The organism is Adlercreutzia muris (assembly GCF_041223505.1).
Taxonomy (GTDB): domain Bacteria; phylum Actinomycetota; class Coriobacteriia; order Coriobacteriales; family Eggerthellaceae; genus Adlercreutzia; species Adlercreutzia muris.
In genome coordinates, this window is the sequence record NZ_JBCLQK010000003.1 from 27,468 (window position 1) to 54,048 (window position 26,581).

Below are 26,581 nucleotides of genomic sequence, written 5' to 3' on the forward strand. Positions count from 1 at the left end.
ATGTGGTGGCGGTGGCGGTGGCGGCGCACGGTTTCGAGGAAGGAGCTCTAATACTTTTCCCAGAGGCGCAGCTCCAGGTAGGAGGCGGTGACGCAGGCAATGAAGCCGATGATGATGAGGGCGAAGACGACGTTGGCGGCTTTGGGGTTCAAGAGCGAGAAACCCTCGCAGACGAGCGGGAAGATGATCCAGACGTAGATCATGGTGGCCAGGCCGATGAAGAAGTCGTTCACGAGCCAGGCCTGGCCGAACACGTTGCCCGGCAGTTGGGAGTTGTCCCAGAAGGGGTACTCGCCGGTGGCCGGGTCGGGTTGGTTGATGAGCCAGCCCATGACTAGTTCCAGCACCATGGCGATGACGATGGCCAGAACGAGGGATTCCAGGAACGCGCCCCAAAGCGTCTTGCGATGCAGGATCAGCCGCTCCTTCAAGGGCTCGATGAGCAAGGTCATGAACACGGCGCCGAAGCCGTAGACCCAGTAAGGGTGGTACCACGGGTCGGTCCACACGGCGTAGTCGTCGGCTACGATGCCAAAGCATTGGTCCATCAACCAGCAGTAGGGCATTTCCAGCCAATGGCCCAGGATGCAGCACAGGCAGAAGCACACGATGAGAGCGCGCCAGAACTCCCAGGTGCGGGGCGCAAAGTAGCCGATCTCATCGTGCTCGGTCAGTTTTCTCATGTTCGGGAATGCCATGATGCTTCCTCGCTCGGACGTCCGTTGGCTCTAGGGTACTCCCGACTGCCGTCCATCGGCGGTGGCATCTCTCAGCTTTTGACTCACCGTTGCCCGCCCGTTGCCGAATGTGGCGAGGGGACATGCGGCGCCATGCGCTAGCGGCTGGCCGCGAGACCGAGTGAGGGATCGGGTGCGGAATCGGGTGTGCGGCCGGGCACGGCGCCGCGGGCGAGACCGAATGCAGCGCTGTGGATGAGACGGGCACGAGATCAGACGCGGCGCCGTGGGCGAGACCGGATGCAGCGCCGTGGATGAGATGGGAAGACCGGGCGCGAGGCTGCGGGCGAGACGGGTCGCGAGACCGAGCACGGCGCCGCGGGCGAGACGGGTGTGAGCGGAGCTGTGTTTCTGAAATCGCACTTTCTGCGCAGTAAACTCCGCGAAGTAGACATGCGGAGGGAGCAAGAGGCCCGGTGCGCAGGTTTCCGCTTAATGCGAAAGATGCTGACCAGGCGTTTTCTTCCACGTCGCTTCACGATTTCTCGTAGCGTCGAAAAGCGACATCTATCTCGCGGCGTTTCCTGCACAAAATCCGCGGGTTTGGGCGCACGGGGTGTTTTCGGTCGCGGGATCCGTCAAATCGTGGTACCCTGCGAAACGAAGCTAAGCGCGCCGTGACTGACGGGCAAGCGTGGAAGACCACGGGGGAGCAGCGCGCGATTTCCGCCGACCGTCTGGGCAAGCCGACCTGCGCATTCGCGTGGCGTTGGTTTGCCCTTTTTCATGGGCGGAATGCGGGGAAGTGCCGCAGGGGAATGCGGGCCGTTGCAGGGGCCGTGCGCTTGCGGTCAGGTCAGAGAGAAAGGGAAGTCCGTGCAAGATCTCGTCGAACTGCTGAAGAACAACCCCTACCCAGGTCGCGGCATCGTGGTGGGGAAGGACACCGTGTACTACTTCATCATGGGTCGCAGTCAGAACAGCCGCAACCGCATCTTCGCCATTGAGCCCGACGGCATCCGCACCGAGGCCCACGACCCGGCGCTGCTGGAGGATCCGAGCCTCATCATCTACCATCCGGTGCGTACCATGGGCGAGGCGCTCGTGGTGACCAACGGCGACCAGACCGACACTATCGTGGAGGCGGGCGACTTCCGCGCCGGCTGCATGGCCCGCGAATATGAGCCCGATGCGCCGAACTTCACCCCGCGCATCTCGGCCATCGTGAACCCCGACGGCTCCTTCGAAATGTCCATCTTGAAGCACGGGGCCGACGACCGCTGCATTCGCGAGTTCTTCGCCTACGAGGGCGTCGACGAGGGCCGTGGCTACTTCATCAGCACCTACCAGGGCGACGGCAGCCCGCTGCCCACTTTCGCCGGCGAGCCGATCCCCGTTGCGCTGCCCACCGCCGACGAGCTGTGGGGCGCGCTCAACGACGAGAACAAGGTGAGTCTGTACGCCAACGTGAACGGCGAGGTCACCCTCTACAACAAGAACCTCGGGGACTAAGGAGAGATCATGAACGAACTGGAACTGAAGTACGGTTGCAATCCGAACCAGAAGCCCTCGCGCATCTATATGAAGGACGGCGGCGACCTGCCCATTCAGGTGCTGAACGGCAAGCCCGGCTATATCAACTTCCTCGACGCCTTCAATTCCTGGCAGCTCGTGCGTGAGCTGAAGGAGGCCACGGGGCTGCCTGCCGCGGCGTCCTTCAAGCATGTGTCGCCGGCCGGTGCTGCGGTGGGCCATCCGCTGACCGACACCGACCGCGCCATGTACTTCGTGGAAGAGGAGGGCGAGCTGTCGCCCATCGCCTGCGCCTACATCCGCGCCCGCGGAGCCGATCGTTTGTGCTCCTACGGCGACTGGGCCGCGCTGTCCGATGTGTGCGACGCCGACGTGGCCCGTTACCTGGCGAAGGAGGTGTCCGACGGCATCATCGCGCCGGGCTATACCGACGAGGCGCTCGAGATTCTGAAGACCAAGCGCAAGGGCTCCTTCAACGTGGTGCAGATCGATCCCGCCTACGTGCCGGCCGAGACGGAGCTGAAGGACGTGTTCGGCATCACCTTCGAACAGGGCCACAACAACTTTGAGATCAACGAGGCGCTGCTGGAGAACGTGGTGACCGAGAACAAGGAGATTCCCGAGGCGGCCAAGATCGACATGATCGTGGCCCTCATTACGCTGAAGTACACCCAGTCCAACTCTGTGTGCTATGTGAAGGACGGCCAGGCCATCGGCGTGGGCGCCGGCCAGCAGAGTCGCATCCACTGCACGCGCCTGGCGGGCAACAAGGCCGACAACTGGTGGCTGCGCCAGCACCCGCGCGTGCTGGGGCTGCCGTTTGTGGAGGGCATCCGCCGCCCCGACCGCGACAACGCCATCGACGTGTACATCTCCGACGAGTGGGAGGACGTGCTGGCCGATGGCGAGTGGCAGCGCGTGTTCACCAAGCGTCCCGAACCGCTCACCCGCGAGGAGAAGAAGGCCTGGATCGCCGAGATGAGCGGCGTGACCGTGGGGTCGGACGCCTTCTTCCCCTTCGGCGACAACGTGGAGCGCGCCCGTAAGTCCGGCGTGGAATATATCGCCGAGCCCGGCGGCTCCATCCGCGACGACAACGTCATCGAGGTGGCGAACAAGTACAGCATCGCCATGGCCTTCACCGGCATGCGCCTGTTCCACCACTAGGATTAAATCGATTCGACGGGGTAATGACCTTCCTTCGGGGAGGTCATTTCTTTTGCTACACTGCCAGCAGGCGGAGTGTCCGCCCAGTCGGCGGGAAGGGAGGTCGGTATGCGGGTAATGGGCCGGGAAGATCAGGAGCAGCGCGAGCGCGCGATGTTGGCGGAAGATGCGGCGCTGGCCGCCGAGTCGGAGGGACGCGATCGCTCGACGGCGCCCGATCAGCTGCGCACCGACTACCAGCGCGACCGCGACAAGATTCTGCACTCGAAGTCGTTTCGGCGGCTCTCCCACAAGACCCAGGTGTTCCTCGCATCGGAGGGCGACCACTTCCGCACGCGGCTTACCCACACCTTGGAAGTGGCGCAGATCGCGCGCACCATCACGCGGGCGCTCGGGTTGAACGAGGATCTCACCGAGGCCATCTCCCTCGGTCACGACTTGGGCCACACCCCCTTCGGGCACACGGGCGAGGCGGCCCTTGCCGGGGCGCTCGCACGCCATAGGGGCATCGACCCGGCAAGCCCGCAGGCGGCGCGTCTGTACCGCCACAACGAGCAGTCGGTACGGGTGGTGGAGCGCATCGAGAACGGCGGCGCGGGACTGAACCTCACCGCGGAAGTGCGCGACGGTATCCTGAACCACACGGGGAACTTGCGCGCCGAGACCTTGGAGGGGCGCATCGTGGCCACGGCCGACCGCATCGCCTACGTGAACCACGACATCGACGATGCCATTCGCGCGGGCATCCTGCGCGAGGCCGACCTGCCCGAGGCGACTCACCGCGTGCTCGGCGCCGACCACTCGGCCCGCATCGAGACGCTCGTGCGCGACATGGTGGAAACGTCGGCCGCAGAGGGCGACATTCGCATGAGCCCGGCGGTGTGGGACGCCATGATGGAGCTGCGGGCCTTCCTGTTCGCCAACGTGTACACCGCCCCTCCCGTGATGGCCGAGGTGGAGAAGGCGACGCACCTCATCGCCGATCTGTTCGACTACTACGCCGCGCACATCGATGAGGTGCCGGCCGATTACCGCGCCATCTCCGACGGCGATGATTTGCGCGCGGTAACCGACTACATCGCCGGCATGACCGACCGCTTCGCCACAAGCACCTATCAGCGCCTGTTCATTCCCCACGCGCTGTCGTACTAGGGATGGCGGCTATCGGTGCGAGCGGCCGTCTTTCAGGCGGTAGAGCTCGTAGGGGCGGCCCACGGCGCCAAAGCGGCAGGCGCGGAAGCACATGCCGCAGTGCCGGCAGCGCTCCAGGTCGATGGAGGGCACCCCGTTAGCGGCGGTGGCGAGGGCGCCGTGGGGGCAGATGCGCTGGCAGGCTCCGCAGCGGCAGCAGAGTCGTTCGTCGATGGCGTAGTAGGTTTGGCGCATGGCGGCTCCGGTTCCAGCGGCAGCTAAGGCCGCGTTCCGGGCGCGCCAGGGCCGTGGCGATCGTCGGGGTTGTTGGGGTAGTCGGTGCCGGCAGGTCCGCGGGGAATGCTGGGTTTGGCGCGCTGCTTCCAGAGCGCATCCATCAGGCGAGCGGCGGCAAGGCCGGCCAGGGTGCCCACGATGGCGCCGGCGAGCACGTCGGTGGGGTAGTGCACGTAGCAGTACATGCGCGAAAGCCCCATGAGCACGGCGGCCACGGTGACGCCGACGACGAGTCCTGCGGGCGCGGTGGGCCTGCGCGCGAACCAGAGGGCTGCCGCAGCGGCGAAAGCGGCGGTGGTGTGGCCTGAGGGGAACGACGAGCCGCTCGGCCGCGGCACGATCATGGACACAGCGGCGTTCACGTCGCAGGGGCGCGGGCGCATGAGCAGGGGCTTGATGGTCAAGTTCGTCACCACCGCGCCGAGCGCCACGGCCACGAGCACGCCGGCGCCGGCCTTGCGGGTGCGGCGGAAGCACAGCAGCACGAGGCCGAGGAGAATCCACAGCTCGCCGTGGTTGCTCGTGCTGGTGAAGACCGCCACAAGCGGATCGAGCACGGGGTTGTGCCACGTCTGCATGGCATCCAGTATGGCCAGTTCGTTCACGGGTCTCCTTTCGTTCCCCTACAGCCTACCCGAGAGCGCCCCCGAGGGCAACTCCCGGTGCGGGCGGCGCCATCGCCGCATTGGGCGGCACGCTGGCTCTAGCCGGCTGCGCGCCGATGTCCCATGAGGAGGCGCAGGAGAAACGCAAGGCCGCCGCGGCCGGCGGCGCCTCGACCGGGGCGGCGACCACGGCCATTGGCGAGGGGATGGGCAAGCACGGCACGTTCACCGTGGAGGTGTCCGCCAACGACGGCGGCATTTCCTGGAAGCACGACCTCATGCAGTTCGGCGGCCATAACATCAAGCGCTCTATCATCCCCATCACCCATTCTGGCTCCGAGATGACCACGAAGCTGACCGACCGCGTGAAGACCATCGACGCCATTACGCTCATCGACAACACCCAGGCCACCGAGCTCGTCACCGACAGTGCCGGCAAGGTCGTCGGCGTGAAAGTGAAAAACCCCGTCACCGGCGAGGAGGCCGAGGTGAAGTGCAAGGCCGTGGTGCTCGCAACCGGCGGCTTCGGCTCGAACGTCGATATGCGCGTGAAGTACAACCCCGAGATGGACGACAAGATCCTCTCCACCGACTCGGTGGCCGCCCAGGGCGACGGCATCGTTGTGGCCGAGAAGATCGGCGCCGGCACCATCGACATGGAGTACATCCAGACCTACCCGGTGTGCGACCCCGAGACCGGCGCGCTGCTGTACGTGGGCGACGTGCGCCTGGAGAACTACGGCATCCTCGTGAACAAGGAGGGCGACCGCTTCGTGCAGGAACTCGACCGCCGCGACGTCATCTCCAACGGCATCAAGGCCCAGACCGACGGGGTTGCCTACCTGCTGTTCAACCAGGCGGCCACCGATGCGACGGGGCTCGTGGAGCAGCACGCCGACGAGTACGAGAACAGTGAGAGCCGCGGCGTCATCGTGAAGGCCGACACGCTCGACGAGGTGGCCCAGGCCCAGGGTGTGGATGCTGAGGAGCTGAAGAATACCGTGGATGCGTGGAACCGGTACTGCGCCGACGGCAAGGACTCCGACTTCGGCTACAGCGCCGAGATGAACACTATCGAGGAGGGCCCCTACTACCTCATGGCCTGCAAGCCCGCCGTGCACTACACCATGGGCGGCCTGCACATCACGCCTAAGGCCGAGGTGCTCACTGTGGACGCGCAGGTCATTCCCGGCCTGTACGCCGCCGGCGAGGTGGCCGGCCACAAGATGGGCACGAACCGCCTCGGCTCCTGTTCTAGACCGATATCTACACCTTCGGCCGCATCGCCGGCAAGAACGCCGCGAGCTACGCGAAGTAGGCGTTCTCGGTAAAATATCGGTAACTAAGTTGGCAGGGCGCCCTTCTCGGGACGCCCCGCTTTGGCCTATGCGCTATAGTGGGACGCGCTTGCCCGGTGGGGCTGCCCCATGTTCAGGAACGCGGGACAGCCCCACCGGTAAGCGCGCCCCCCGTTCGGGCGCCCCGTTTCGTTTCGGGCGGGTGGCGGCCCGCTTGCGAGGCTCGTTTTTGGGAAAGGAAGGTGCGCGGTGGAAAACCCCGCTCTGATCGGCGTACTCGTGGCCTTGGTGGTGCCGTTTCTGGGGAACACTCTGGGCGCGGCGCTCGTGTTCCTCATGCGCCACGGCATGTCCGAACGGTTCACGAAGGCGCTTCTGGGCTTCGCGGCCGGCGTGATGATCGCCGCCAGCGTATGGAGCCTCATCACCCCCGCCCTCGAGGCGTCCGAGGGAGGTCCGGTGCCCGCATGGCTGCCCGTGGCCGTGGGCTTTCTCGGCGGCATGCTCCTGCTTTTGTCTATCGACCACTTCACGCCGCATTTGCACGTGGGCTCCAACGAGCCGGAGGGCCCGGCTTCCACGTTGAAGAAGCCGGCGATGATGATGGCGGCCCTGGCCATCCACAACCTGCCCGAGGGCATGGCCGTGGGCGTGGTGCTCGCGGGCTTTCTGGCGGGGGATGCGGCTATTACGCTCTCGGCCGTGGTGGCGCTGTCTGTCGGCATCGCCATCCAGAACGTGCCCGAGGGCGCCATCGTGTCGCTGCCGCTGACGACCAACGGCCTCTCGCGGCCCCGTGCCTTTGTGGCGGGCACCCTGTGCGGCGCGGTGGAACCGGCCGGCGCGATGCTCATGCTGGCCATCACGGGGTTCGTGACCCCGCTTCTGCCCTACGTGCTGGCCTTCGCCGCCGGCGCCATGATGTACGTGGTCACCGAGGAGCTCATCCCCCAGACCCAGCAGGGTCGCCACACCAACATCGGCACCATCGGCGTGGCCCTCGGCTTCGTGCTCATGATGGTCTTGGACGTGGCCCTCGGGTAGCGAAGCTTCGAGTGCCGCTGGTCTTCAGTGCGCAAGGCAGCTACTGCGCGTTTCGTCGCCTTAGGAGGGAGGAGTCTCGCGATTCTCTGGCTCGGCTTGAGTATCCCCCCATGTCGTGACGTCGAGAGGGCAAGGAAACCGCACGGGCCGGCTCCACGCATGGACTCGTAGGGGCTTACGTTTTCGGAGGCCGCCGCTCCTGCCGGTGTTTCCGCGGGCAGACGGGAAATCTCACCTGAAAATCCAAGTACGTCTTCGAATTCGGCAGCCGGCTCTCGCCCGCTGTTTCTGTAACGCTGTTTTTTGTGCAGCAAACTTCGCGAAATAGATGTCTGGTTGTCGAAAAGGCCCATATTTGATCTATTGTGGCCCCGTTTCAGCGGTTTTTCGCTCGGCCGAGTCTATCTCGCAGAGTTTAGTGGCCAAATTTAGGAAATAGAGAATCAGACCTTTTCCGCGCAGAAGAGCGGGCCGTAGAAATCAGGCGCACTGAAAAGCGCCCGTCCCGGAGGACGAGCGCTTGAGCGAGCCCGAGGGCCGTTCGAAAACATGCGGGCCTCCGTCGGCCGTCTAGCCCCGCCATCGCGCACGAGCACTTCGGGGCCGGGGGCTGCCACCGTGCACGAGCACTTCAGAGCCGGGGCCCGCCACCGTGCGCCGCTGCCCCTAGCCCGCGAGCATCGGCACCGCATACAGCAGGGCCACCACGATACAGGCAGCGGTTACCACGATCTTCCACGCGCGGTACTCGCGATCCATCTTCGCGGCCTCTTCGGCGCCGGGCACCTCATCGGCGCCGGGCAGGGCCTCAGCCACCGATACCGGCTCGGGCTTGCCGTAGCGGCTCTGGCAGATGAAGAACACCGCCAGCCCGAGCACGCACCAGGCAGCGCCCACCACCAAAGGCTCGGTACCCAGCTGGCTCATCATGACGGCGTAGATAACGATAGACACCGGCACGCCCACGGCCACGCCCGGCGCGCGGAAGGGTCGGGCGAGATCGGGCATGCGCCGGCGCAGTCCCAAAGCCGCCGCGATGCCGATGATGTAGTAGAACAAGTCGGCGAACAGCGACAGCGACGCGATGAAGTCCAGGGTGGAGGTGGCCACGAGCAGGATGGACAGCGCTCCCAGGGCGATGATGGCCACATACGGTGTGCGGAAGCGCGGGTGCACTTTCGCGAACACGCGGGGCATGGCGCCGTCGCGGGCCATGGTGAACAGGTAGCGCGGCGGGACGGCGATGGAAGCGTTCAGGGTGGAGAAGTCGCCGCCGAAGGCCACGCCCAGGGCCAGAAGCAGCAGCGGCAGCCCCAGAATGCCCGCCGACATCATGGCCTCGGCGTAGGGCGCGGCCGCCTCGGCCAGGCCGGGGATGGCCTCTACCGGCGTGATGCCCACGAGGAACCATTGGAAGGCCCCGTTCACGGCGAAGATGATGAAGGGCGCGAGCTTCAAGGCCCGGGGGATGTTGATAGAGGGGTAGCGAATTTCCTCGCCCATGCCGCAGCAGGTCTCGAAGCCGGCGAAGCACCACCAGATCATGGCCACGGCGGCGATGAACCCGAATGCGTCCATGGAGCCTAAGAAGGTCGGCGCGCTCACAAAGGTGGGCAGGCTCACCTCGGGGATCATGGTGAGGAACCAGATGACGGCCACGCCCCAGAAGAAGAACATGAAGCCGTTCTGCAAGCGACCGGTGATCTGCACGCCGCGCACGTTGGTGACGATGAACAGCACGAGCGCGATGCAGGCCAGCACTACGTCGGGGACGGGCAGCTCGATGCCGATGGCAAGAAAGACGGTCTTGAAATAGTAGGCGAAGGCCAGCGACTCGCCGCCGGTCACGGCCACGAGCGAGATGATGAAGTTCCAGCCGGCGAGCATGCCCAAGGGTCGGCCGAGTCCCAGGCCCGCGTACTGGTAGGTGCCGCCGGCATAGGGGAGGGCCGCGCCCATTTCCGCGTACAGTAGCGCCGGGTAGATGGAAACGAGCATCGCCACCAGGGTGGCAATGATGACCGATGGGCCCATGAGGCCGACGATGTTGCCGCCGGTGGTGAACAGGCCCACGCCGATGACGGTGCCCACGGTGATGGTGACGGCCTCGTGCAGACCGAATTGGCGGCGCAGGGTAGGGGGCGTGGCGACAGGATTGTTGTCGTAAGGTGCGCTCATGGCAGGCTCCTCTCGCGAGCGGGCGAAGCGCGTTGCCGGGGCGTGCGACGGGCGCCCCGGCAACGTGGCACCGACGGTCCGTCAATGCGCCCCATACTATAGTACTCTACTGTAATAAAGTAAAGAAATGAACTCAGGTTTAACCGCAGTGCCTCTTAGTTCACGGCCAGACTACGGCTCCCCCCATGTTCCGTGACAAGGAGCCGTCGCGCCGCGCCGGCCTGCGCGCGAGCGCGTAGGCTCCTTCTTGCACCCCGTGCGCGTTCGCGCGGGGAAATTCCACGCGACTAAGGAGCCCACCATGGCAGAGACAACTCCGTCCTTTACCGTGACCATGAACGACGGCGCGAAGGGCGCCGCGCCCGCCCAGCCGGTGCCCGAGCCGGCCAGCAAGGCGATGACCTGGACAAACGGCAAGCAGACCGTCAAGTACACCACCACCGCCGAGCTGCTGCCGCTGCACACCGACGACGGCGAGCTCATCGGGCACATGTTCGCCCTGTCCTACGTCAGCGACGAGAAGGACAAGACCGACCGCCCCGTCACCTTCTGCTGGAACGGCGGCCCGGGCGGCTCGTCGGCCATGGTGAACATCGGCGGCCTCGGCCCGCGCCGCGTGCCCATCAACAGCTTGAGGCAGCTGCCCTGCCCCACTGCGCCCGAGGATAACCCCTACTCGCTGCTGCCCACCACCGACCTGGTGTACCTGGACGCCATGGGCACCGGCTACTCCCAGGTGGCCAAGGACTACGACCCGAAGAAGGTTTGGGGCGTCGACGGCGACGCGGATGCCTTCATGCGCGGCATCGCCCAATGGCTCACCACCCACGAGCGCTGGAATACCCCGCTGTACCTCTATGGCGAGTCCTACGGCACCATGCGCAACTCGGTGCTCATGCGCGTCCTCGGCGAGCGCGGCATTGCGCTCACGGGCGTCATCGAGCAGTCCTCCATCTTGGACTACGCGCCCACTCTGGCCGGCAACGACCTGTACTACATGGGCATGCTGCCGGTGTACGCTGCTACGGCCAACTACTTCGGGAAGGCCGGCGCCGGCGTGGACCAGTTCGCGTGGTTTGACAAGGCGTGGAAGTTCGTGGACGAGAAGTACGGCCGCGCCCTCATTGCGAGCGATTCCATCACCCCGGCCGAGGAGCACGAGCTGGCCGTCGAGATGAGCGAGCTGATCGGCCTGCCCGCGGAGTTCATCGAGAAGCGCCATCTGCGCATCGAACTGGACACCTTCCGCAAGAACATCATGGCCGATGAGGGCCTGTTCTGCGGCCGGTATGACACCCGCTTCACTGAGCCGGCCTACATGGACGTCCAGGGCGACAACGAGTTCTTCGCCGGCGAGGATCCCTCGGGCGACGCCATCATGACCCCCGACCAGTCCGCGTGGATGAAGCTCGTGCAGGAAACTGGCTTTAAGGGCTCGTCCATCAACATGCTGTTGTCCATGAAGGTGAACGAGGAGTGGAACTGGACCCATCAGGCCCCCGGCACCATGGGCAGCCCCGTGTGCCCGAACACCGCCTACGACATGGGCACCGCCCTGCGCCGCAACCCGTTCTGCCGAGTGCTGTTCTTCGGCGGCATCCACGATGCGGCCACGCCGTTCTGGAACGTGAAGCACTCCATCTCCAAGATGTTCATGCCCGCCTCCATCACGGACCGCATCGAGTACAAGGTGCACGAGAACGGGCACATGGCCTACGAGGACCTGCCCACGTTGGAGAAGATGATTCCCGAGCTGGAGGCCTTCTACGCGAAGCGCCACGAGGCCTAAGGGGCTGATGGCAGCGTCTTTGCGCGCTGCGCGCCGTCCCGGACTCGGAGCTGCGCCTGCGAGTAGCTGTTTGAGAAGGGCCGCCGACCGGTAAAGAGGTCGACGGCCCTTTTTGGCGGGTGCAGCATATCCGCAAAGCGGGCATGCGGGTCCATGGAGTCGCGCGAGCGCCTGTGCGACGGGTGGAGACGGTTCGGGGCCGTGGCCGGGGGTGGTTCGGGCTTTCCCTTAACGCTCGCGGACCCAGTGCTCGCTCTCGTCGTACCACATGAACAGCTCGTAGACGCGCAGGCTCGGGGCCATGATATAGGTTTCCGGGGAGAAGCCGAAAGCGGGGCTCGTGCCGTTCATCACACTGGTTCCGAGGAGCATTTCGGCCGTGGCCTGGCTGCGGCGGCAGTCGGCGGCGATGCGAGCCGCCTCGGCGGGATGCTCCTCGAGCCACATCTCGGCCTGGGCTTCCACGTAGGGCATTTCACCGAGCAGGGCCTCGCGGCGCAGTTCGCGCAGTTCGTCGATGCGGTCGTAGTAGTCGATGCGCACGCGCGGGGTGCGCACCCCTTCGGTCACATAGAGGCGCACCAGTTCCATGGGCATGCGCTGGGCCAAATCGTGCAGGGCCGTGCTGAACTCGCGGGATTTTCGCCAGGTGGAACGGGCGAAGGCAACTTCCGTCGTCGTCATGAGGGCTCCTCGGGTCATTTGAGCTGCGTTTGAAGCCAACGTGTCCACTATAGCACGCTCGAAACGCGTATTCTGGCTTGAAAAACACGACTTTGGGACGGAAAGCGGCACAAAAGAGGTGTCTCCGTATTACAGCGGCGGCATTTTCCCAGGTAGCGTATGACAAGGAAGCGGAAAGGGCGCTCGTGTGGTACCAAGGTCGTGCTTTCCAAGCCAAAAAAAACCGAAATCCAGCACGCGATGGCTGGATTTCGGCAGGGAGGGCTGGGAAGTGAATCGCAGGGGGCGCGTTTTCGAGAGCGCCCCTTCGTGACGAGGCGGGCAGCTCGCCTTAGGCGGCGCCGGCCAGCAGCTTGGCCACGTGGCGGCCCTCAACGGAGCTGCGGCCGCAGGCCACGCCCACGATGTACTCGGGGTAGTTGCCACTGAAGAAGCTGCCGGATACGTCGCCGGCCGCATAAAGGCCCTCGATGACGTTCAGCTCAGGATCGAGCACCTGGCAGTTCTCGTTGATGCGCAGGCCGTCGATGGTGGTGAGCAGGCTTCCACCGAACCAGCAGCCGTAGAAGGGTGCCTGGCGAATGGCGGACAGGCGGTAGGCCTCCTTGCCGAAGTCCTCGTCCACCTGCTTGTCGAAGAACCCGTTGTAGCGCTCTACCTCGGCGAGGAAGTTTTCCTTATCCTGGTTGGCGAAACCGAGCATATCGGCCAGCTCCTCCAAGGTGTCGGCCTTCATGAGAATGCCGGACTCCTGGGAGGCGGCGGTGTACTCGTCGAAGGTCATGCCCATCTCGATGTAGGGCACCACGCGCGAGCAGCCCACGGTCTCGAAGCGCACCATGTCGTCCATCATGTTGGCGTCGTACACCTGGCACCACACGCCGCCGGGCTGGTAGGTGGCGGCAAAGCAGACGAAGTCGTAGGGGGTGGACTCGTTGGCGAAGCGCTGGCCGCGGCGGTTCACCTTCATAAAGGGCTGGCTGCCGATGTTCTCCTGGAAGATGTTGCCGCGGAAGACCGCCGCTTCGTCCGTACCCTCGTAGCCGGCATCGACGCCGGGGGCCACCGCGCCGCGGTCGAAGATCATGGGAGCGGCATCGATGTCCTTAGAGGCTCCGGCCCAGAGTCCTGCCCGAATGCCGTCGCCGGTGCAGGTGGGGTTGAAGCTGGAAGCGGTGCAGCAGGCCACGGCGGCCGGCTGAAGGGCGCGCATCATGACGGGGTTGGCCGCATAGCCGCCGGTGGCCAAAAGCGTGTTCTTGGCGTTGATCTGCTTGTAGCCGTCCTTGGTCTTGAAGATGGCACCGGTCACCGTGCCCTCGCCATGGAGCAGCTTCACCATCTCATGCTCGAAGAGGATGTCGTGGCCCTGGCCGGAAAGCCGCTCGGCGATGACGTCGTTGCGGGTCGGCGGCACGTAGGAGGGCTCCCACAGGTGCTGCACGTAGGGGACGTAGTAGTCAGTGCCCCCGGTGGCGTGGGCGGGCGGCATATCCAGCATGACCTCTTTGCCCTGATCCTTCATGACCTCGGTGACCCAGTCCACGTACTCGGCGCTCTCGTCGATCCACATTTTGATGAGCTTCTGGTTGCACTTGCCCGAGGCATAGCGCGTCAGCTCGTTCAGAAGCTTTGGCTTGTCGATTTCCACGTTGTTAGCCTTGGCGTAGGCCGTGTCGACTCCGCCCAGGTACTCGCGGGTCTCGGGCACCTGGTTCGCTTTGTCGCAGATGATGAAGTTCAGTCCCAAGTCGGCCGCGGCGCCGGCGGCGGCCAATCCCGCCGTACCCGCGCCGATGATGAGGAAGTCGGTGTCCAGGGTCTCTGCGATATCGCCCTCGGCGACCTCCGGCTCAGTGCCGAGCCAATTGGATGCGACCGCAGCATCGGTTGCCGCACCTGTTTCGCCGAGGCTCTTCTCGGCGGGAGCACTCGGAGCGCAGCCCGCAAGGCCCAGGGCGCCGACGACGGCGGCTCCGGCGGCCCCGAGGCCGAGGAAATCGCGGCGATTCATGCTCATGGTTTTGTTGCTCATTGGTCCCTCCTGTCGGTGATACTCGGATGCGCCGCTCTCCTGCCGCTTCGTCACGAACGGGCGGGGCGAAGCGCGCGACGCAAGGGCACCATAGGAAAATGCGAGGGCGCTATCTATCGCCCTCTGGCGGCGATTGGAGAAATCACCCTTCTGAGGTGATGCCGTTATCAGGGCTTTTCGCGAAGGGCGGGGGAGGGACAGCGGTATACTCTTCCGAGGAAAATTCACGTGGCGGTATTCGCGCTGCGTGGCAGCCTGTTTGTTTTCGCGGAGTCGGGGGGAATTTGGTGAAGAGCGTGACGGCTCGGGGGAGAGCCTTGGCATCGCTGGGATATATCGAATCTGCTTTCAAGCTGCGCTATATGGGCATCGGGCTCGTTTGGGCGTGGCTGTACTGCTCGTATTCCACTTCGGCGCTGTTTTCCGAGCGCCAAGGGCAGTCCATAAACGCCGATGCGTCGTGGCTCGCCTCGGCTGCGGCGGTGGTGATCGTGTTCTTCGTCGGCGGTATGGCTCTCAGCCGGATTCCCCGAACCTCGTCGCTGTGGCTTCCCTTGCGCCTGGCAGCGCCGCTGCTGATGGCGGTTGGCACGATCCTCTCCTATCTGGGGGTGGGCGCTCCGATGCTTTCGGGCGCAGGCGGATTGCTGACGGGCGTGGGCTACGCTCTGCTCAGCTTGCTGTGGGCCCAGGCCCTCATGGTGCTCGACATCGAGGAGATGGAGGTCGCCATTCCCCTCTCTTTTATAGTGATCGTGCCGTGCGTAGTGGTCTTTCCCCACCTGCGGGGCTTGTCGGGGCTGGCGGCCACGGTGCTGCTGCCCTTGGCGTCGGGGGTGCTGCTTTTGCTGTGCGCTCGCGACGGCGAGGCGGGGGAACGGGCCGAGGGCTCCTCGCGCAAAGGGGATCTGCCGTGCGTCGAGCTTTGTGTGGATGGGAATCGCGCTGCGCGAATCCCGATCGAGCGATCGTGGCGCGTCTATCTTCTCCGTGTAGTTCTCGTGCTAGCGGTTCTCTATGTGTCGGTGGGTTGGCTCTCCTCGCTTGCGGAAACGCGCGACGGTCTTCACGAGCTCGTTGATTTCGATGTCGCCATGCTTCTCTCTAGCTTGGCCAGCGTGGCTTTGGGGGTGGCCATCGTTTTCTTCTCGAAGAAGGTGAGCTTCTCGGGCCTGTTCCGCTGGGCGGTGCCCTTCGCCGTGGTGACGCTTGTGCTGCGCGAGATGCCGGGTCTGTGGCCGGGATTCGCCGCCAGTGCCATTGGGGAGACCTTCGATTCGCTCATCCAGGTGCTCGTCTATCTCTTCGCGCTGACGCTCGCCAAACAGGGGAAGGTACCGGTAGCCCTGGGCGTGGGACTGCTCAACGGCGCGGTGCAGGCGGGGGTGCTCGTGGGAAACGTTGGCGGCGAGCTGTGCGTTGCCGCGGGCGTGCCGCTTACCACGGTGGGGCTGCTGCTCATCTGCCTGGTCTCGTTTGCCGGCGTCGTGGCGCCTTCCGGCGAGCCGGCCGAAGATGCCGATCAGCTTGTCGGGGCGAACGCGGTGGAGCGTGTGCTGATGGAAGGCTGCCTGCGCCTGCAGGAGCGCTTCGGCCTGTCCGATCGCGAGACCGAGATAGCGTTTCTCCTGGCTCAGGGCCGTAGCCGCCCCTATATTCGCGAGAAGCTGTTCATCTCGAAGAACACGGTGGCGACGCATATCAAGCACATTTACCAGAAGCTCGGCATTCATTCCAAAGAGGAGCTCATCGACTTGGTGACGGCGGTCGCTTCCCAAGGGTAGCGGCGCGTAGGCTTGGCCCCGCATCTTCGCAGCCTTCCGGGCTGCCGGTTGCAAAATGCGCAGGGGCTATTCCGATAATCTGCATAGCCGATTCCCTTTGTGAATTGCGCGAAAGGGCGCCGCGCGGTTACTATGGTCTCAAGAGGAAAAGCGGACGTGCCGCGCCGAGGGCGCTGGCCTTAAACGAAGGAGACCCTTGTGGACAACAAGCGCGTTATCGAAGTGAAGAGGAACATCCTGGCCGCCAACGACGAGGCCGCTGACGCCTTCCGCGCCGCGCGGGCCGAGGACGGCACGTTCTTCGTGGACGTGATGGCGAGCCCGGGCGCCGGCAAGACCACCATCCTGCTCGCCATCATCGCCGAGCTGCGCGGCCGCGGCGTGGAGGCGCTCGGCGTCATCGAGGCGGACCTCGAGAGCGACGTGGATGCGCTCAAGATCAAGGAGGCCGGCGTGGAGTCGGTGGAGCTGAACACCCGGGGCGTGTGCCATGTGGAGATGGGCATGGTGGAGATGGCCTTCGAGGCCTTCGACGGCTCACGGTTCGACTACCTGTTCCTGGAGAACATCGGCAACCTCGTGTGCCCGGCCGACTTCGACACCGGGGCCCACACCCGCGTCATGCTGCTCTCGGTCCCCGAGGGCTGGGACAAGGTCATGAAGTACCCGCCCATGTTCGCCGCCGTGGACGCGCTCATCGTCACCAAGTGCGACTACCTGCCCCTGAACGAGGACTTCGACATGGACCGCCTCAAGGAGCAGGCGCGTCTTTTGAACCCCGCGCTCGACATCTTCGTCACTTCCGCCCGCACCGGCGAGGGCATCCCCGAGCTGGTGGACTGGCTTCAGGCCCAGCGCGCCGCGAAGGTGAAATAGCGTCTCCGGCACTCCGCGGCTTAGCCGAAGAGGAGCTGCAGGAAGTCGATGTGCTTCTGCAATCCCTCATAGATGAAATCGGTGCGTCCGTACATGGAGGGGTTCTCGTCGAGTAAGTCGGTGGCCCATTCGGGAAAGCCCGCCAGCTTGTCGAAGTCGAGCCAGGAGGTGTCGCTCGCAAGGCGCAGCTGCCGATCGGCGTCGTCGTAGAAGGGGCGATGGCGCCGCCTTCGATGACCCTGCAGAACACGCCCTCGCGGGGCATGATGCAGTCGCCCACCTGGTGGTAGATGGCACAGTGCGCTGGCGCTGAGGCGGGCACGACAGAGCTGATGCATATGGCTTGGGCGCACCTTGCGAACTATTGCAATTTCTGACCTGGTATTATGTTAGAAAATGTTAGAATGTTAGAAAAAGTTAGAATATGTTAGAAACCAATCCAGGGGAGACGGTCGTGAAACTTAACTTTCAGGCCGGTTTCACGAATCTTGCGCTCCTTCTCTCGGATCAGTGCCCCTCCTTTCTCAAAGCGGCCGCCTTTGACGATGACGAGCGCAACGCTTTTTTGGAACGCGAAGAGTACACCGGATCCCTTTTGGCCCAACTCGATAGCGCCTACGAATTCCTTGAGTCGCACAACAAGTTCAAGACGCGCTACGATGGATTGGAGCGCGTGGACTTCGACGACTATCCGTCGACGGCATTGCGGGAGGCGCTGGTGAATGCCGTGGCCCATCGCGAGTATGCCCTCTCCAGTCCAACTTTGGTGAGCGTTATGCCGTCTCGCATCGAGATCGTGACGCTCGGCGGTCTGGTGCCGGGGATCACCTTTGCAGATCTGACTGCTAACATATCAGTTCCAAGAAACAAGTTGCTTGCCTCGGTCTTGTATCGCCTGGGAATTATCGAGGCATGGGGGACGGGCATTGGCCGGATGCGGTCGGCCTACGAGGGGTGGCCCGCTGCAGTCGAGCTTTCGGTCACGCCCAATACCTTCACCGTGGCACTGGCCAACAGAAACGTGAGGAGGCTCGGCAATGTGCCAGTGAGAGAGCTGACGCGCGACGAAATTGCCGTGGCCCGCGCCATTGCGGAGGGCGGGACGACGCGAAGCGCCCTTCAAGAGGCGGCGGGCTTTTCCCAGACCAAGACCATCAACGTGCTCAACGACCTTATCGACAAGGGGATCGTTGTAAGGGAGGGCGGTACGCGAAATGTGAGGTACCTTCTGAAATGATAAGGTGAGTTGCCCGAGCGAAAATTGAGCCCCGAGTCGGACTGCTGGCTCGGGGCATTTTCGGAGAGCACTGACCTGGAGGGCGGCGTGCTTCTCATCGCTGAGGGCTCGCCTCCAGCTTACTGCGCGATCTCGATGGTGTCGCCGGGGGCGATGGCGCCCCCTTCGATGACCCTGCAGAACACGCCCTCGCGGGGCATGATGCAGTCGCCCACCTGGTGGTAGATGGCGCAGTGGGCGTGGCACTGCTTGCCGACCTGAGTCAGCTCCAGCACCACGTCGCCGCAGGCGAAGCGCGTGCCGATGGGGAGGCTCTTCAAGTCGAAGCCCTCCACGACGATGTTCTCGCCGAAGGAACCGTGGCCCACGTCGGCCCCGCGCGCCTTGAAGGCTTCGATCTGCTCGTAGGACAAAAGGCTCACCTGGCGGTGCCACGGCCCGCCGTGGGCGTCGCCCTCGATGCCCCAATCGGACTTCAGCTCGATGGCGTCCTGCTCGGTTTTCTGGATTCCCTTGATGTTGCTCGTGCATACGGCTTTGACAACGCCCATGATGCACCTTTCTCGCTGGCGACAGGCCGTGCGCCACTCTCGACCCGCCCGGTGCATTGGACATATCCCCGGCCCGCTGCACGACGAGAGGGGGAAACTTCGGCGCGGGAAAATTCTAGCGAATTCCTAGACTATCCGCAAGGGAGAATAATTGGAAGGGTCGGGAGTGCCGGAGGGGGACGGCTAGGCGTGTTGGGATAGGGCGGCGATCCGCAGAGGTGCTCGCGTGCGGAAAGGGCGGCGACACCAGAGAAGTGTCACCAGGGGAAGGCGATCATGCAGATGAGGAGCAATCCCGCGAGGAAGACCATGTTCACGGCGCTGAACAAGCCGATGAAGCGGCCGGTTGACAGCTCGGGCACGTCGCGTGTTTGGGGAAACACCTTGCGCACGCTGGTGAAATGCTGAAGGGTGATGAGGCTGGCGAGCGAGCCCACGAGGGTGCCCGCGCCGCCGATGTTCACACCGACGAGCAGAGGCTGCCACGCGGCCGTGAAATGCGACAGCAGCACGGCGGCGGGCACGTTGCTGATGACTTGACTTGCGCCGGCGCTGATAACGAGGCCGTGATCGTCCATGAGCGGGCCGAGGATGGCCGCCAGCTCGGGAATGCGGGCCAGGTTCCCCGCGAACACGAAGAAGCAGGCGAAGGTGGCGAGCAGTGTCCAGTCCACTGCGGCCAGCGCCCGGCGGTCGAGCACGGCGAGGGTTGCCGCCACCGCCGCGACGGTCACGGCGATGGGGAGCACGCGGAACACGGCCAGCAGCGTGAGGGCCAGCAGCACGCCGTAGGCGCCGAGGCGACGGCGACTGAGCGGCATGATGGGAACGGTTGAGGCCGGTACTAACGCGGCCGCAACTGAATGCGGCGGGGTCGCGGGCGGCGCTGAAGTGGCCGGAGCCGAATGCGATGGAGTCGTCGCCGGCGCGGCGGAGGCGGGGGTTTCCGCGGCGGAGGCGGACGCGCCCCTGCTCGCTGTCGTGTCTCCGCCGGCCGTTGCGCGCGTGCCGGCTTCCCCACTCGCATTCTCCCTGTTCGTAAGCTCTGCGAGCCACCAAGTAGCGGCAACGACGCCGACCACGGATACGGTGAAGGGAAGCGCCATGGTGCGCAGGAAGTCGCCGAGGTGCAGTCCGTAGTACGAGTACAGGTACAGGTTCTGCGGATTGCCGAAGGGCACGATCATGCCGCAGAGGTTCGCCGCCAGGCTCTGCAGCACGAAGACGGCCGGTATCAGTCGTGTCTGCTCTGCGCCCACGAGGGTGGCGGCCGACAGCGGCAGCATCATGATGAGGGCCATGTCGTTGGTGGCCACGCACGAGAGTGCTGCTGTGGTGAGTACGAGCGCAAGCGCAAGGGATCGCGGGCTCCCGAATCGCGCGATGACGGCTCGGGCCGCGCGGTCGAAGGCGCCCATGAGCCTGAGAGCGCTCGCCACGGCCAACACGCAGAACAGGCAGCCGAGCGTCTTCCCGTCGAAGTATCCCCAATACGCGCTGTCGGGCGGCACCGCCACCATGGAGGCTACCGCCGCCACGGCCGACACCGCAAGCACAGCGTGCTCACGCAGAAAGGCGATGGGGGATAGCGGCTTCAAGGGACGGCCTTTCAACGGGAGTTTGCCAGCGTCGGTCAGTATACCTTACGGCCTCTGGGCGTTGGGAATCCTTCTCTTACTGCAAGGAAAGCGCGGCATACTCCTCATCGGTGACGGGCTCGCACCACTCGCTCGCGCAGGCGGTGCCCGGAGCCTCGAAGGCCACGTGGCTCATCCAGCTGTCGGCGGTTGCGCCGTGCCAGTGCTTCACGTTGGCGGGGATGACCACCACGTCGCCGGGCAGAAGCCTGCGAGCCGGCTGGCCCCATTCCTGGTACCATCCTTCGCCATCGGTGACGAGCAGGATCTGGCCGCCGCCGTCTTCCGCATGGTGGATGTGCCAGTTATTGCGGCAGCCAGGCTCGAAGGTGACGTTGGCGATGAACTGGGTCTGCGCGGGGTCGGTCAGCGGGTTTAAGTACGACTGCCCGGTGAAGTACTGCGCATAGGCATCGTTCGGGCCGCCCAAGCCGAAGATGCCGCCATGGGACGTCGGGTTTTCGGTGCCGAGCGCATCGCGGCCGGCGGTCTGGACTACTTTGGTCATGGGCATCCTTTCCGTTGAGAGCTTGGTTCAACGGTATAACTTCGAGTAAACTCCAAGTCAAGTAAGTCTTCGACGCCTACGCGGCTGGCATGAGCGTTCGGGCGAGCAGCTTGCCGGCCAGCACGCCGGCTACGCAGAGGACGACGCTGGCCAGGGCGTAGCCGCCAGCCACGGCCCATTGGCCGCCTTCGATGAGCTCCAGGGTCTCCAAGGAGAAGGTGGAGAAGGTGGTGAAGCCACCGCAGAGGCCCACTTTCAGGAAGAGCACCGCTTCGCGGGGCAGGGCGGTTGGGGCGAGGGATGCGGCCTCTGCAACCGCGCCGATGACCACGGAGCCGACGAGGTTGATGAGCAGGGTCACGAGCGGCAGGCCCGATGCCAGAGGAATGAGGCCGAGGCCATAGCGGCTCACCGCGCCCACGAAACCGCCCGCCCCCACGCACAGCACGCTCATCATGATGTTGCCCTTTCCCCATCGTTTCCGTTTTCGCCAGTATAGGCGATGGGCGGCTGCAAGGGCGTCCGCGGGCGCTGGGCGCTCGGTTGCCGTGTGGCTGGAGGACGGTTGGCGTGCGGCCGACAGGCGGTGGTCGAACGGCTCGCAGACGGTCATGGGGTCTACGGAACGTAGGTTGCCAGGGCGGTCGCGAGCGCCCATAATCGGCGGCGTTCAACACTCAGAACGTTCAACATTCGGAAGAAGGAGCACCCCATGGGCAAGGACCACTTTATCAGTTTCATGGCCTATGTGACCACTGACCAGGTGTTCTTCCGCAAATTGTACCCCGAGCAGACGGCCGATGCCCGCTTCCCCTACCGCGGTCTTGGCATCATTTTCGCCTATTGCAACCGCCACGGCCTGTTCGCCTGCCGCACCCCGCGCGTCCAGCGCAAGAGCACCGTGTGCCTGATGTAGAAAGGGCGTAGTCGATTGAGCTTAGAACGTGTTACCCGTTATAGCGTGTGACCGCCTCGTCAGGCGGCGTCCTTTATCAGGCATAGATGGTCGATGGGAAAAGAGGCGTTTGAATTTGACGGGGCCGTCGGCCGTTGCCAGCGGGGTCATCCTGATATATAACGCTGTCATGGAAAGACGGTAGGAAAGGGCGAGGACGGATGACGAAAGAGACGCAGAGGCAGCCGCAATCGGTAGAGCACGGCATTCCGCCGGTGTTCGATGGACGGTCGGAGGTGCTCGTGCTGGGCACGATGCCTTCGCCGAAATCGCGGGAGGTGGGGTTTTTCTACGGCCATCCTCAGAATCGGTTCTGGCGCGTGCTGGCGGCGCTGTTCGACGAGCCGGCACCCGAGGGCAACGCCGAGCGCGCCGATCTGCTGCTGCGCCACCATATAGCGCTGTGGGACGTGCTCGCCTCCTGCGACATCGAGGGCGCCTCCGACGCTTCCATTCGCAACGCCCGGCCCAACGATCTCTCGCGCATTCTGCATGCGGCTCCCGTGCGGCACGTGTTCTGCACCGGCGCCACCTCGGCGCGGCTCTACGAGAAGCTGTGTGAGTCCGTTTGCGGCATCGCGGCCCAGAAGCTGCCCTCCACGAGCCCGGCCAACGCCGCCTGGTCGCTGCCGCGGCTCGTGGAGGCCTACCGTCCCGTGGCCGAGGCGGTGACTTGCTTCGAGCCACCGGTGCTGGATGTGTCCGCAGTGGTGGCGCTGGAACGGGCCATCGCCGCCGCCGGCACGCCGCTCGACGGACTCATGCGCCGCGCGGGCCGCTTCCTGGCCTACGAGGCGCGCAAGATGCTGGAGGGGAGAACGGCTGGCGGGAACGTTGCCGCAGAGAGCGGCGCCGCGGGTGCCGATGTGCCGCTAGTCGCCGTTGGCGCCGCAGCGGGCTTCGATGCGCCGACGGCAGCTGCCGCCGCCCGGCACGTGGGCTTCCGGCGCGAGGGCCCGGTTGTCGTCTTCTGCGGCAGCGGCAACAACGGGGGAGACGGCTGGGTGGCCGCCGAGTACCTGGATCGGTGGGGTATCCCGGTGCGCGTGGTGACGGCGCGGGCTCCCGAAGACCTAAGGGCCGAGCCGGCGCGCTCGGCGGCGCTCAGGGCCCGAGCGGCCCTGAGCGATCGCGCCGCCGTGCTCGTCGTGCCCGATGACGGTGAGGTTGCCGATCTTCTGACCGCATCGCCCCTCGTCATCGACGCCATCCTCGGCACCGGATTCTCCCACGATGCGGTGAAAGCTCCCTTCGACAGATGGATTCGCGCCCTGAACGACGCCCGCGTCCGGGGCACCGTGGTGGTGGCCGCCGATGTGCCGAGCGGGCTCTCGGCCCAGACGGGCGCGGCCGCCGCCGACACGGTGCGCGCCGACGTCACGGTCACCATGATCGTCCCCAAGCCGGGCTTGTACGTTGTCCGCGATCAAGGTTGCGCTGGGCGAGGCGGTGCCGAGGGCGGGCCGCTCGCCGTGCAGGTGTCTGGCGGCCAGGCGGCCGCAGCAACCGCCCCGCTCATTCCCGCGCCCTGCTGCGGTCGCATTCGCGTGGCGCCCCTTGCCTATATCGAGCCGCTTCTCGAAGCCGCCGCGGGCTGACCGCAGTGGCGCCCCGGTGCCGTGGCGGTCAGCCCGCGGCGGCTCGTTGCGCTCCTACTGGTGCTCTTTCCGCACCCCGTCGGGAAGGCCCGCTTCGGGGACGTGCAGGGTGCCCGCTTTCTCGCGCCGGCGCAGATCCCGCAGCATGAGGGCCGCTACGGCCAGCAGGGGCAAGCCGCCCACGATGCCCGTGCACAAGGGCCCCACGAAGGGGCTGCCGCCGGTGAGCGAGAAGAGCACGGCGAGGTTGACCGACCCGTTTAGCGCGCCGTGGCCGATGGCTGCGGCCAGGGTGGAGCCGGTGCGGATGGTCACATAGCTGAGGAACACGGCCAAAACCACGCACCAGGCGCACATTGCCAGGATGCCGCCCCAAGGCTCGGTGGGATAGCCCGTGCCGTAGTTATGGCCCAACGCCACGACGGGCGCATGCCACAGGCCCCAAATCACGCCGGTAATCAGCAGGGTGGGCACGATGGGCAGGCGTGTGGCCATCTTCGGCAGCAAGTAGCCGCGCCAGCCCCATTCCTCGCCGAACGTGGTGACGATATTGAGAACCGGCGCGATGGCGCAGGCTCCCAGCAGGGGCAGCACCAGCAGGAGGGGGTTGGCGGCGGCCATATCGAAGGCGGACAGGGAGGCACTGTCGGCGCCGGCCTGCCCGGCGGCCGCGCGCTGGGCCTCCATGAATACCGAGGCTGCCGGGTCGAAGTCGCTCGGGAACAGGAGGAAGTACACGGCGGCGCCGGCGATCACGAGCAGCGTGGGCCCGAACCAGGCCACGGCGAACCAGGGCAGCGACTGACGTGCCGGCTTGGGCTTCATCACGCAGTTCGCAAAGCCCTCGCCGGTGACGAGGCGCGTGATGACCACGCCGAGGGTGGGGAAGAACATGGTGACGGCTACGACCACCGTATAGGTCAACTCGGGGGAGACGAGGGCGCTGGTGTCGGGCGCCTCTCCCAGGGCAATGGGGTACACCACGAGGAAATCGTAGGCGTAGGTGATGCCGAAGGTGATGGCGAGGAAGATGAGCGCTCGTTTCATGGGGTACCTCCTGGAGCAATTTTGTTCTATTGAAGCTATAACAATTTCTGTTATAATACGAATAGAACAGAAAGTCAAGAGAAAGGGGAGCGCCATGTTGCTCGCCGTGGACGGGGCCTTGGAAGAGCCTCTGTACCTGCAGATTCGCAACCAGATCGTGGCCGGTATCGCCACTGGTGAGCTGGAGCCCGGCCAGGCGCTGCCGTCGGTGCGCTCGCTGGCAAGCGACTTGGGCATCAACCTGCATACGGTGAACAAGGCCTACGCCGTCCTGCGCGACGAGGGCTACGTGCGCATGCGGGGCCGCGCGGGCGCCGTCATTGCCGACCCCGCCGCGGCCGATCGCGCCGATGCGGACGAGCGTGCCCAGGTGAAGATGGAAGACGAGTTGTTCAAGCTCGCCCTGGCCCACCGCGCCCGCGGGGGCGCGCGCGGCGCCTTCCTGGAGGCGGCGGCCGCCCAAGCCGCCCGCGCCTACGGCGTGATGGGCGCCTCCGTCGAAAGCGCCACGCCCGGCGCCTCCGCGGCGGACCGCCTCGCAACAGGGGCGTGCGGAATGCCTCTGCAGGGAGCGAGCGTGTAATCGGGCGCAAAATTGCGGAAATGGTGCAAGCCCCGGCTCTGAAGGCCTCTCAAAGGCGGGAACCCCTCGAGTCGTGGCGCATGGTTTCGTTTTTGGTGCAGTTTGGCTCGATTCGACGTTTAGGGGCGACTCGAGATGCACCAAAATCGAAAAAATGCGCCATCTGAGGGCATTCCGTCCGCCACTCGATCCGTGACGCCTCGTTGCATCTGCACCGGGTGCTACTGAGCGAAAGGAAAACCATGATATCCATCGAACCGACCATGATGCTTTTGCTGGGGGTGATCGTGATCGCCCTTCCCCTGACCGGCGCCCTGTTCGCGTTCACGCCCTACCTGATGCCCAAGCGCGAGTGCTTCGCCGTCACCGTGCCCGATGCCGCCCAGACCGACCCGTATCTGCGTCGCCTCAAGCGCGCCTTTACCGCGAAGGTGCTCGGGCTCACGGCGGCGCTCACCCTGCTCTCCGCGCTCTCGCTGGCCTTCGCCTCGCCCCAGGCTTTCCTCGCGGTGCTCTGCCCGGCGCTTCTCGTGCTCATGGTGGCAGGCTACGCCCTCATGCTGCGTTCCCGTGCGAAGGTGCGCACCTACAAGCGCGAGCGCGGTTGGAAGGCGGCCGGGGAGCAGATGACCGCGCTCGTGGCGGACGAGTCGTTTCCCAAGCCCCTCTCGCTGTGGTGGTGCCTGCTGTACGTGCCCGTCATTCTGCTCACGCTCGCCATCGGCCTTGCCGGCTACGGCGCTATGCCCGAGCGCATCCCCATGCAGGTGAGCCTCGACGGTGCTGTGACCCGCTGGGCTGACAAGTCCCCGGGTGTCGTGGCGTTTCCGGTCATCTTCGCCATGTTCATGGCCGCCTGCTTCACCTTGGGGCAGTGGTCTATCCTGCGCTCGAAGAAGGGGAGCGATCCGACATGTCCGGCGGCCAGCACCTGGGCCTACGGCATGTTCGCCCACGCCCAGAGCATCCTCATCTTGGGAATGGGGCTGCTTGCGAGCCTGATCGGCCCGCTCATGCAGCTCGCGTTCGTCGGCGTGCTCACCTTGGCCCAGACGCTCGTGCCGCTTGTCGCCATCGTCGCGATCATCCTCGTGGCAACGCTCGCGGTGAGTGTCGTGTACGGTCAGAACGGCAGCCGTCTCATCGCGCGCATGGAGGCGAGCGATGCCATGGCCCGCGACGACGACCGTTTCTGGAAGCTCGGCATCCTCTACGTGAACCGCGGCGACGCGAGTCTCTTTTTGCCCGAGCGCTTCGGCATCGGCTGGACGATCAACTGGGGCCGCCCGGCCGCATGGGCGCTCACGGCCGGCTTTGTGCTCGTGACCGCGGCCTTCGTGGCGGCCACGCTGCTGCTCACGTAGGCA

At 65.1% G+C, this 26,581-nt stretch carries 25 protein-coding genes and 1 riboswitch; of the genes, 13 read left to right on the forward strand and 12 right to left on the reverse strand.

The features are described 5' to 3' along the window. Positions 1–47: 47 nt before the first annotated feature. The gene (locus tag AAK988_RS03825) at positions 48–698 is read right to left on the reverse strand and encodes a putative ABC transporter permease (protein ID WP_135970960.1); all 651 of its coding nucleotides are present in this window, start codon (positions 696–698) and stop codon (positions 48–50) included. Positions 699–1,344: 646 nt separating this feature from the next. Further along, positions 1,345–1,427, forward strand: a riboswitch (ZMP/ZTP riboswitch). A 126-nt stretch (positions 1,428–1,553) separates the two neighbouring features. On the opposite strand from AAK988_RS03825, the gene AAK988_RS03830 reads away from it, so the two are divergent. From AAK988_RS03830 to AAK988_RS03840, 3 genes are all read left to right on the forward strand, one after another. Beyond that, positions 1,554–2,189 (forward strand): IMP cyclohydrolase, encoded by a 636-nt coding sequence (locus AAK988_RS03830; RefSeq protein WP_369873012.1) that lies wholly within the window; start codon positions 1,554–1,556, stop codon positions 2,187–2,189. A gap of 9 nt (positions 2,190–2,198) precedes the next feature. Further along, entirely contained in the window at positions 2,199–3,377 is a 1,179-nt protein-coding gene (locus AAK988_RS03835; RefSeq protein WP_369873011.1) for a phosphoribosylaminoimidazolecarboxamide formyltransferase, read from the forward strand. A gap of 108 nt (positions 3,378–3,485) precedes the next feature. Beyond that, positions 3,486–4,529 (forward strand): deoxyguanosinetriphosphate triphosphohydrolase, encoded by a 1,044-nt coding sequence (locus tag AAK988_RS03840; protein WP_369873010.1) that lies wholly within the window; start codon positions 3,486–3,488, stop codon positions 4,527–4,529. Positions 4,530–4,538: 9 nt separating this feature from the next. On the opposite strand, the gene AAK988_RS03845 is transcribed toward AAK988_RS03840, so the two are convergent. Both AAK988_RS03845 and AAK988_RS03850 read right to left on the reverse strand, forming a co-directional pair. Continuing rightward, positions 4,539–4,763, reverse strand: a complete 225-nt coding sequence (locus AAK988_RS03845; protein WP_369873009.1) for a 4Fe-4S binding protein — start codon at positions 4,761–4,763, stop codon at positions 4,539–4,541. A 23-nt stretch (positions 4,764–4,786) separates the two neighbouring features. Then, positions 4,787–5,410 (reverse strand): phosphatase PAP2 family protein, encoded by a 624-nt coding sequence (locus AAK988_RS03850; RefSeq protein WP_369880437.1) that lies wholly within the window; start codon positions 5,408–5,410, stop codon positions 4,787–4,789. A gap of 80 nt (positions 5,411–5,490) precedes the next feature. Between AAK988_RS03850 and AAK988_RS03855 the strand changes: the two genes are divergently transcribed. Further along, on the forward strand, positions 5,491–6,741 hold the full coding sequence (locus tag AAK988_RS03855) for an FAD-dependent oxidoreductase (protein ID WP_369880438.1): 1,251 nt from the start codon (positions 5,491–5,493) through the stop codon (positions 6,739–6,741). A 216-nt stretch (positions 6,742–6,957) separates the two neighbouring features. Then, positions 6,958–7,752, forward strand: coding sequence for a ZIP family metal transporter (locus AAK988_RS03860; RefSeq protein ID WP_369880439.1), 795 nt, complete (start codon positions 6,958–6,960; stop codon positions 7,750–7,752). A 666-nt stretch (positions 7,753–8,418) separates the two neighbouring features. Here AAK988_RS03860 and AAK988_RS03865 read toward each other — a convergent pair. Continuing rightward, a complete protein-coding gene (locus AAK988_RS03865; protein ID WP_369873006.1) occupies positions 8,419–9,930 on the reverse strand; it encodes an APC family permease in 1,512 nt (503 codons plus the stop codon). A 301-nt stretch (positions 9,931–10,231) separates the two neighbouring features. On the opposite strand from AAK988_RS03865, the gene AAK988_RS03870 reads away from it, so the two are divergent. Continuing rightward, positions 10,232–11,719, forward strand: a complete 1,488-nt coding sequence (locus tag AAK988_RS03870; RefSeq protein WP_201757616.1) for a S10 family peptidase — start codon at positions 10,232–10,234, stop codon at positions 11,717–11,719. Between the two features lie 228 nt (positions 11,720–11,947). On the opposite strand, the gene AAK988_RS03875 is transcribed toward AAK988_RS03870, so the two are convergent. Next, positions 11,948–12,403 (reverse strand): hypothetical protein, encoded by a 456-nt coding sequence (locus AAK988_RS03875; protein WP_151430181.1) that lies wholly within the window; start codon positions 12,401–12,403, stop codon positions 11,948–11,950. Positions 12,404–12,734: 331 nt separating this feature from the next. Next, the gene (locus AAK988_RS03880) at positions 12,735–14,423 is read right to left on the reverse strand and encodes an FAD-binding protein (RefSeq protein WP_369873005.1); all 1,689 of its coding nucleotides are present in this window, start codon (positions 14,421–14,423) and stop codon (positions 12,735–12,737) included. A 332-nt stretch (positions 14,424–14,755) separates the two neighbouring features. On the opposite strand from AAK988_RS03880, the gene AAK988_RS03885 reads away from it, so the two are divergent. Continuing rightward, positions 14,756–16,222 (forward strand): response regulator transcription factor, encoded by a 1,467-nt coding sequence (locus AAK988_RS03885; RefSeq protein ID WP_369873004.1) that lies wholly within the window; start codon positions 14,756–14,758, stop codon positions 16,220–16,222. Positions 16,223–16,420: 198 nt separating this feature from the next. Continuing rightward, entirely contained in the window at positions 16,421–17,098 is a 678-nt protein-coding gene (gene hypB, locus AAK988_RS03890; RefSeq protein WP_369873003.1) for a hydrogenase nickel incorporation protein HypB, read from the forward strand. Positions 17,099–17,118: 20 nt separating this feature from the next. Here the strand turns inward: hypB and AAK988_RS03895 are convergent, their stop codons facing one another. Further along, on the reverse strand, positions 17,119–17,436 hold the full coding sequence (locus tag AAK988_RS03895) for a hypothetical protein (RefSeq protein ID WP_170272727.1): 318 nt from the start codon (positions 17,434–17,436) through the stop codon (positions 17,119–17,121). 86 nt (positions 17,437–17,522) lie between these two features. Here AAK988_RS03895 and AAK988_RS03900 point away from each other — a divergent pair, with 86 nt between their 5' ends. Continuing rightward, positions 17,523–18,335, forward strand: coding sequence for an ATP-binding protein (locus AAK988_RS03900; protein ID WP_369873002.1), 813 nt, complete (start codon positions 17,523–17,525; stop codon positions 18,333–18,335). Between the two features lie 119 nt (positions 18,336–18,454). Here AAK988_RS03900 and AAK988_RS03905 read toward each other — a convergent pair whose 3' ends face one another. From AAK988_RS03905 to crcB, 4 genes are all read right to left on the reverse strand, one after another. Next, positions 18,455–18,886: an MOSC domain-containing protein gene (locus AAK988_RS03905; RefSeq protein WP_369873001.1), complete on the reverse strand. Its 432-nt coding sequence runs from the start codon at positions 18,884–18,886 to the stop codon at positions 18,455–18,457. Between the two features lie 257 nt (positions 18,887–19,143). Further along, positions 19,144–20,484, reverse strand: a complete 1,341-nt coding sequence (locus tag AAK988_RS03910; RefSeq protein ID WP_369873000.1) for an SLC13 family permease — start codon at positions 20,482–20,484, stop codon at positions 19,144–19,146. Positions 20,485–20,560: 76 nt separating this feature from the next. Beyond that, positions 20,561–21,031, reverse strand: a complete 471-nt coding sequence (locus AAK988_RS03915; protein ID WP_369872999.1) for a cupin domain-containing protein — start codon at positions 21,029–21,031, stop codon at positions 20,561–20,563. A gap of 76 nt (positions 21,032–21,107) precedes the next feature. Next, entirely contained in the window at positions 21,108–21,488 is a 381-nt protein-coding gene (gene crcB, locus AAK988_RS03920) for a fluoride efflux transporter CrcB (RefSeq protein WP_369872998.1), read from the reverse strand. A gap of 234 nt (positions 21,489–21,722) precedes the next feature. On the opposite strand from crcB, the gene AAK988_RS03925 reads away from it, so the two are divergent. Together AAK988_RS03925 and AAK988_RS03930 are read left to right on the forward strand one after the other, a co-directional pair. Further along, entirely contained in the window at positions 21,723–21,947 is a 225-nt protein-coding gene (locus AAK988_RS03925) for a desulfoferrodoxin family protein (protein ID WP_369873052.1), read from the forward strand. A gap of 200 nt (positions 21,948–22,147) precedes the next feature. Further along, positions 22,148–23,584 (forward strand): DNA-deoxyinosine glycosylase, encoded by a 1,437-nt coding sequence (locus AAK988_RS03930; protein WP_369872997.1) that lies wholly within the window; start codon positions 22,148–22,150, stop codon positions 23,582–23,584. Between the two features lie 54 nt (positions 23,585–23,638). Here the strand turns inward: AAK988_RS03930 and AAK988_RS03935 are convergent, their stop codons facing one another. Then, positions 23,639–24,631, reverse strand: coding sequence for a CPBP family intramembrane glutamic endopeptidase (locus AAK988_RS03935; RefSeq protein ID WP_369872995.1), 993 nt, complete (start codon positions 24,629–24,631; stop codon positions 23,639–23,641). A gap of 94 nt (positions 24,632–24,725) precedes the next feature. Between AAK988_RS03935 and AAK988_RS03940 the strand changes: the two genes are divergently transcribed. Continuing rightward, on the forward strand, positions 24,726–25,214 hold the full coding sequence (locus AAK988_RS03940; protein ID WP_369872994.1) for a GntR family transcriptional regulator: 489 nt from the start codon (positions 24,726–24,728) through the stop codon (positions 25,212–25,214). Between the two features lie 242 nt (positions 25,215–25,456). Beyond that, positions 25,457–26,578: a DUF1648 domain-containing protein gene (locus tag AAK988_RS03945; RefSeq protein ID WP_369880440.1), complete on the forward strand. Its 1,122-nt coding sequence runs from the start codon at positions 25,457–25,459 to the stop codon at positions 26,576–26,578. Positions 26,579–26,581: the final 3 nt, after the last annotated feature.

Bases quoted from the DNA above. Each gene is read 5' to 3' on its own strand.
- AAK988_RS03930 (WP_369872997.1), top strand. From the start codon at position 22,148: ATGACGAAAGAGACGCAGAGGCAGCCGCAATCGGTAGAGCACGGCATT.
- AAK988_RS03875 (WP_151430181.1), bottom strand. From the start codon at position 12,403: ATGACGACGACGGAAGTTGCCTTCGCCCGTTCCACCTGGCGAAAATCC.
- AAK988_RS03865 (WP_369873006.1), bottom strand. From the start codon at position 9,930: ATGAGCGCACCTTACGACAACAATCCTGTCGCCACGCCCCCTACCCTG.
- AAK988_RS03835 (WP_369873011.1), top strand. From the start codon at position 2,199: ATGAACGAACTGGAACTGAAGTACGGTTGCAATCCGAACCAGAAGCCC.
- AAK988_RS03915 (WP_369872999.1), bottom strand. From the start codon at position 21,031: ATGACCAAAGTAGTCCAGACCGCCGGCCGCGATGCGCTCGGCACCGAA.
- AAK988_RS03905 (WP_369873001.1), bottom strand. From the start codon at position 18,886: ATGGGCGTTGTCAAAGCCGTATGCACGAGCAACATCAAGGGAATCCAG.
- AAK988_RS03895 (WP_170272727.1), bottom strand. From the start codon at position 17,436: ATGCATCAGCTCTGTCGTGCCCGCCTCAGCGCCAGCGCACTGTGCCAT.
- AAK988_RS03940 (WP_369872994.1), top strand. From the start codon at position 24,726: ATGTTGCTCGCCGTGGACGGGGCCTTGGAAGAGCCTCTGTACCTGCAG.
- AAK988_RS03845 (WP_369873009.1), bottom strand. From the start codon at position 4,763: ATGCGCCAAACCTACTACGCCATCGACGAACGACTCTGCTGCCGCTGC.
- crcB (WP_369872998.1), bottom strand. From the start codon at position 21,488: ATGATGAGCGTGCTGTGCGTGGGGGCGGGCGGTTTCGTGGGCGCGGTG.
- AAK988_RS03945 (WP_369880440.1), top strand. From the start codon at position 25,457: ATGATATCCATCGAACCGACCATGATGCTTTTGCTGGGGGTGATCGTG.
- AAK988_RS03840 (WP_369873010.1), top strand. From the start codon at position 3,486: ATGCGGGTAATGGGCCGGGAAGATCAGGAGCAGCGCGAGCGCGCGATG.
- AAK988_RS03900 (WP_369873002.1), top strand. From the start codon at position 17,523: ATGTTAGAAACCAATCCAGGGGAGACGGTCGTGAAACTTAACTTTCAG.
- AAK988_RS03880 (WP_369873005.1), bottom strand. From the start codon at position 14,423: ATGAGCATGAATCGCCGCGATTTCCTCGGCCTCGGGGCCGCCGGAGCC.
- AAK988_RS03935 (WP_369872995.1), bottom strand. From the start codon at position 24,631: ATGAAACGAGCGCTCATCTTCCTCGCCATCACCTTCGGCATCACCTAC.
- AAK988_RS03870 (WP_201757616.1), top strand. From the start codon at position 10,232: ATGGCAGAGACAACTCCGTCCTTTACCGTGACCATGAACGACGGCGCG.
- AAK988_RS03825 (WP_135970960.1), bottom strand. From the start codon at position 698: ATGGCATTCCCGAACATGAGAAAACTGACCGAGCACGATGAGATCGGC.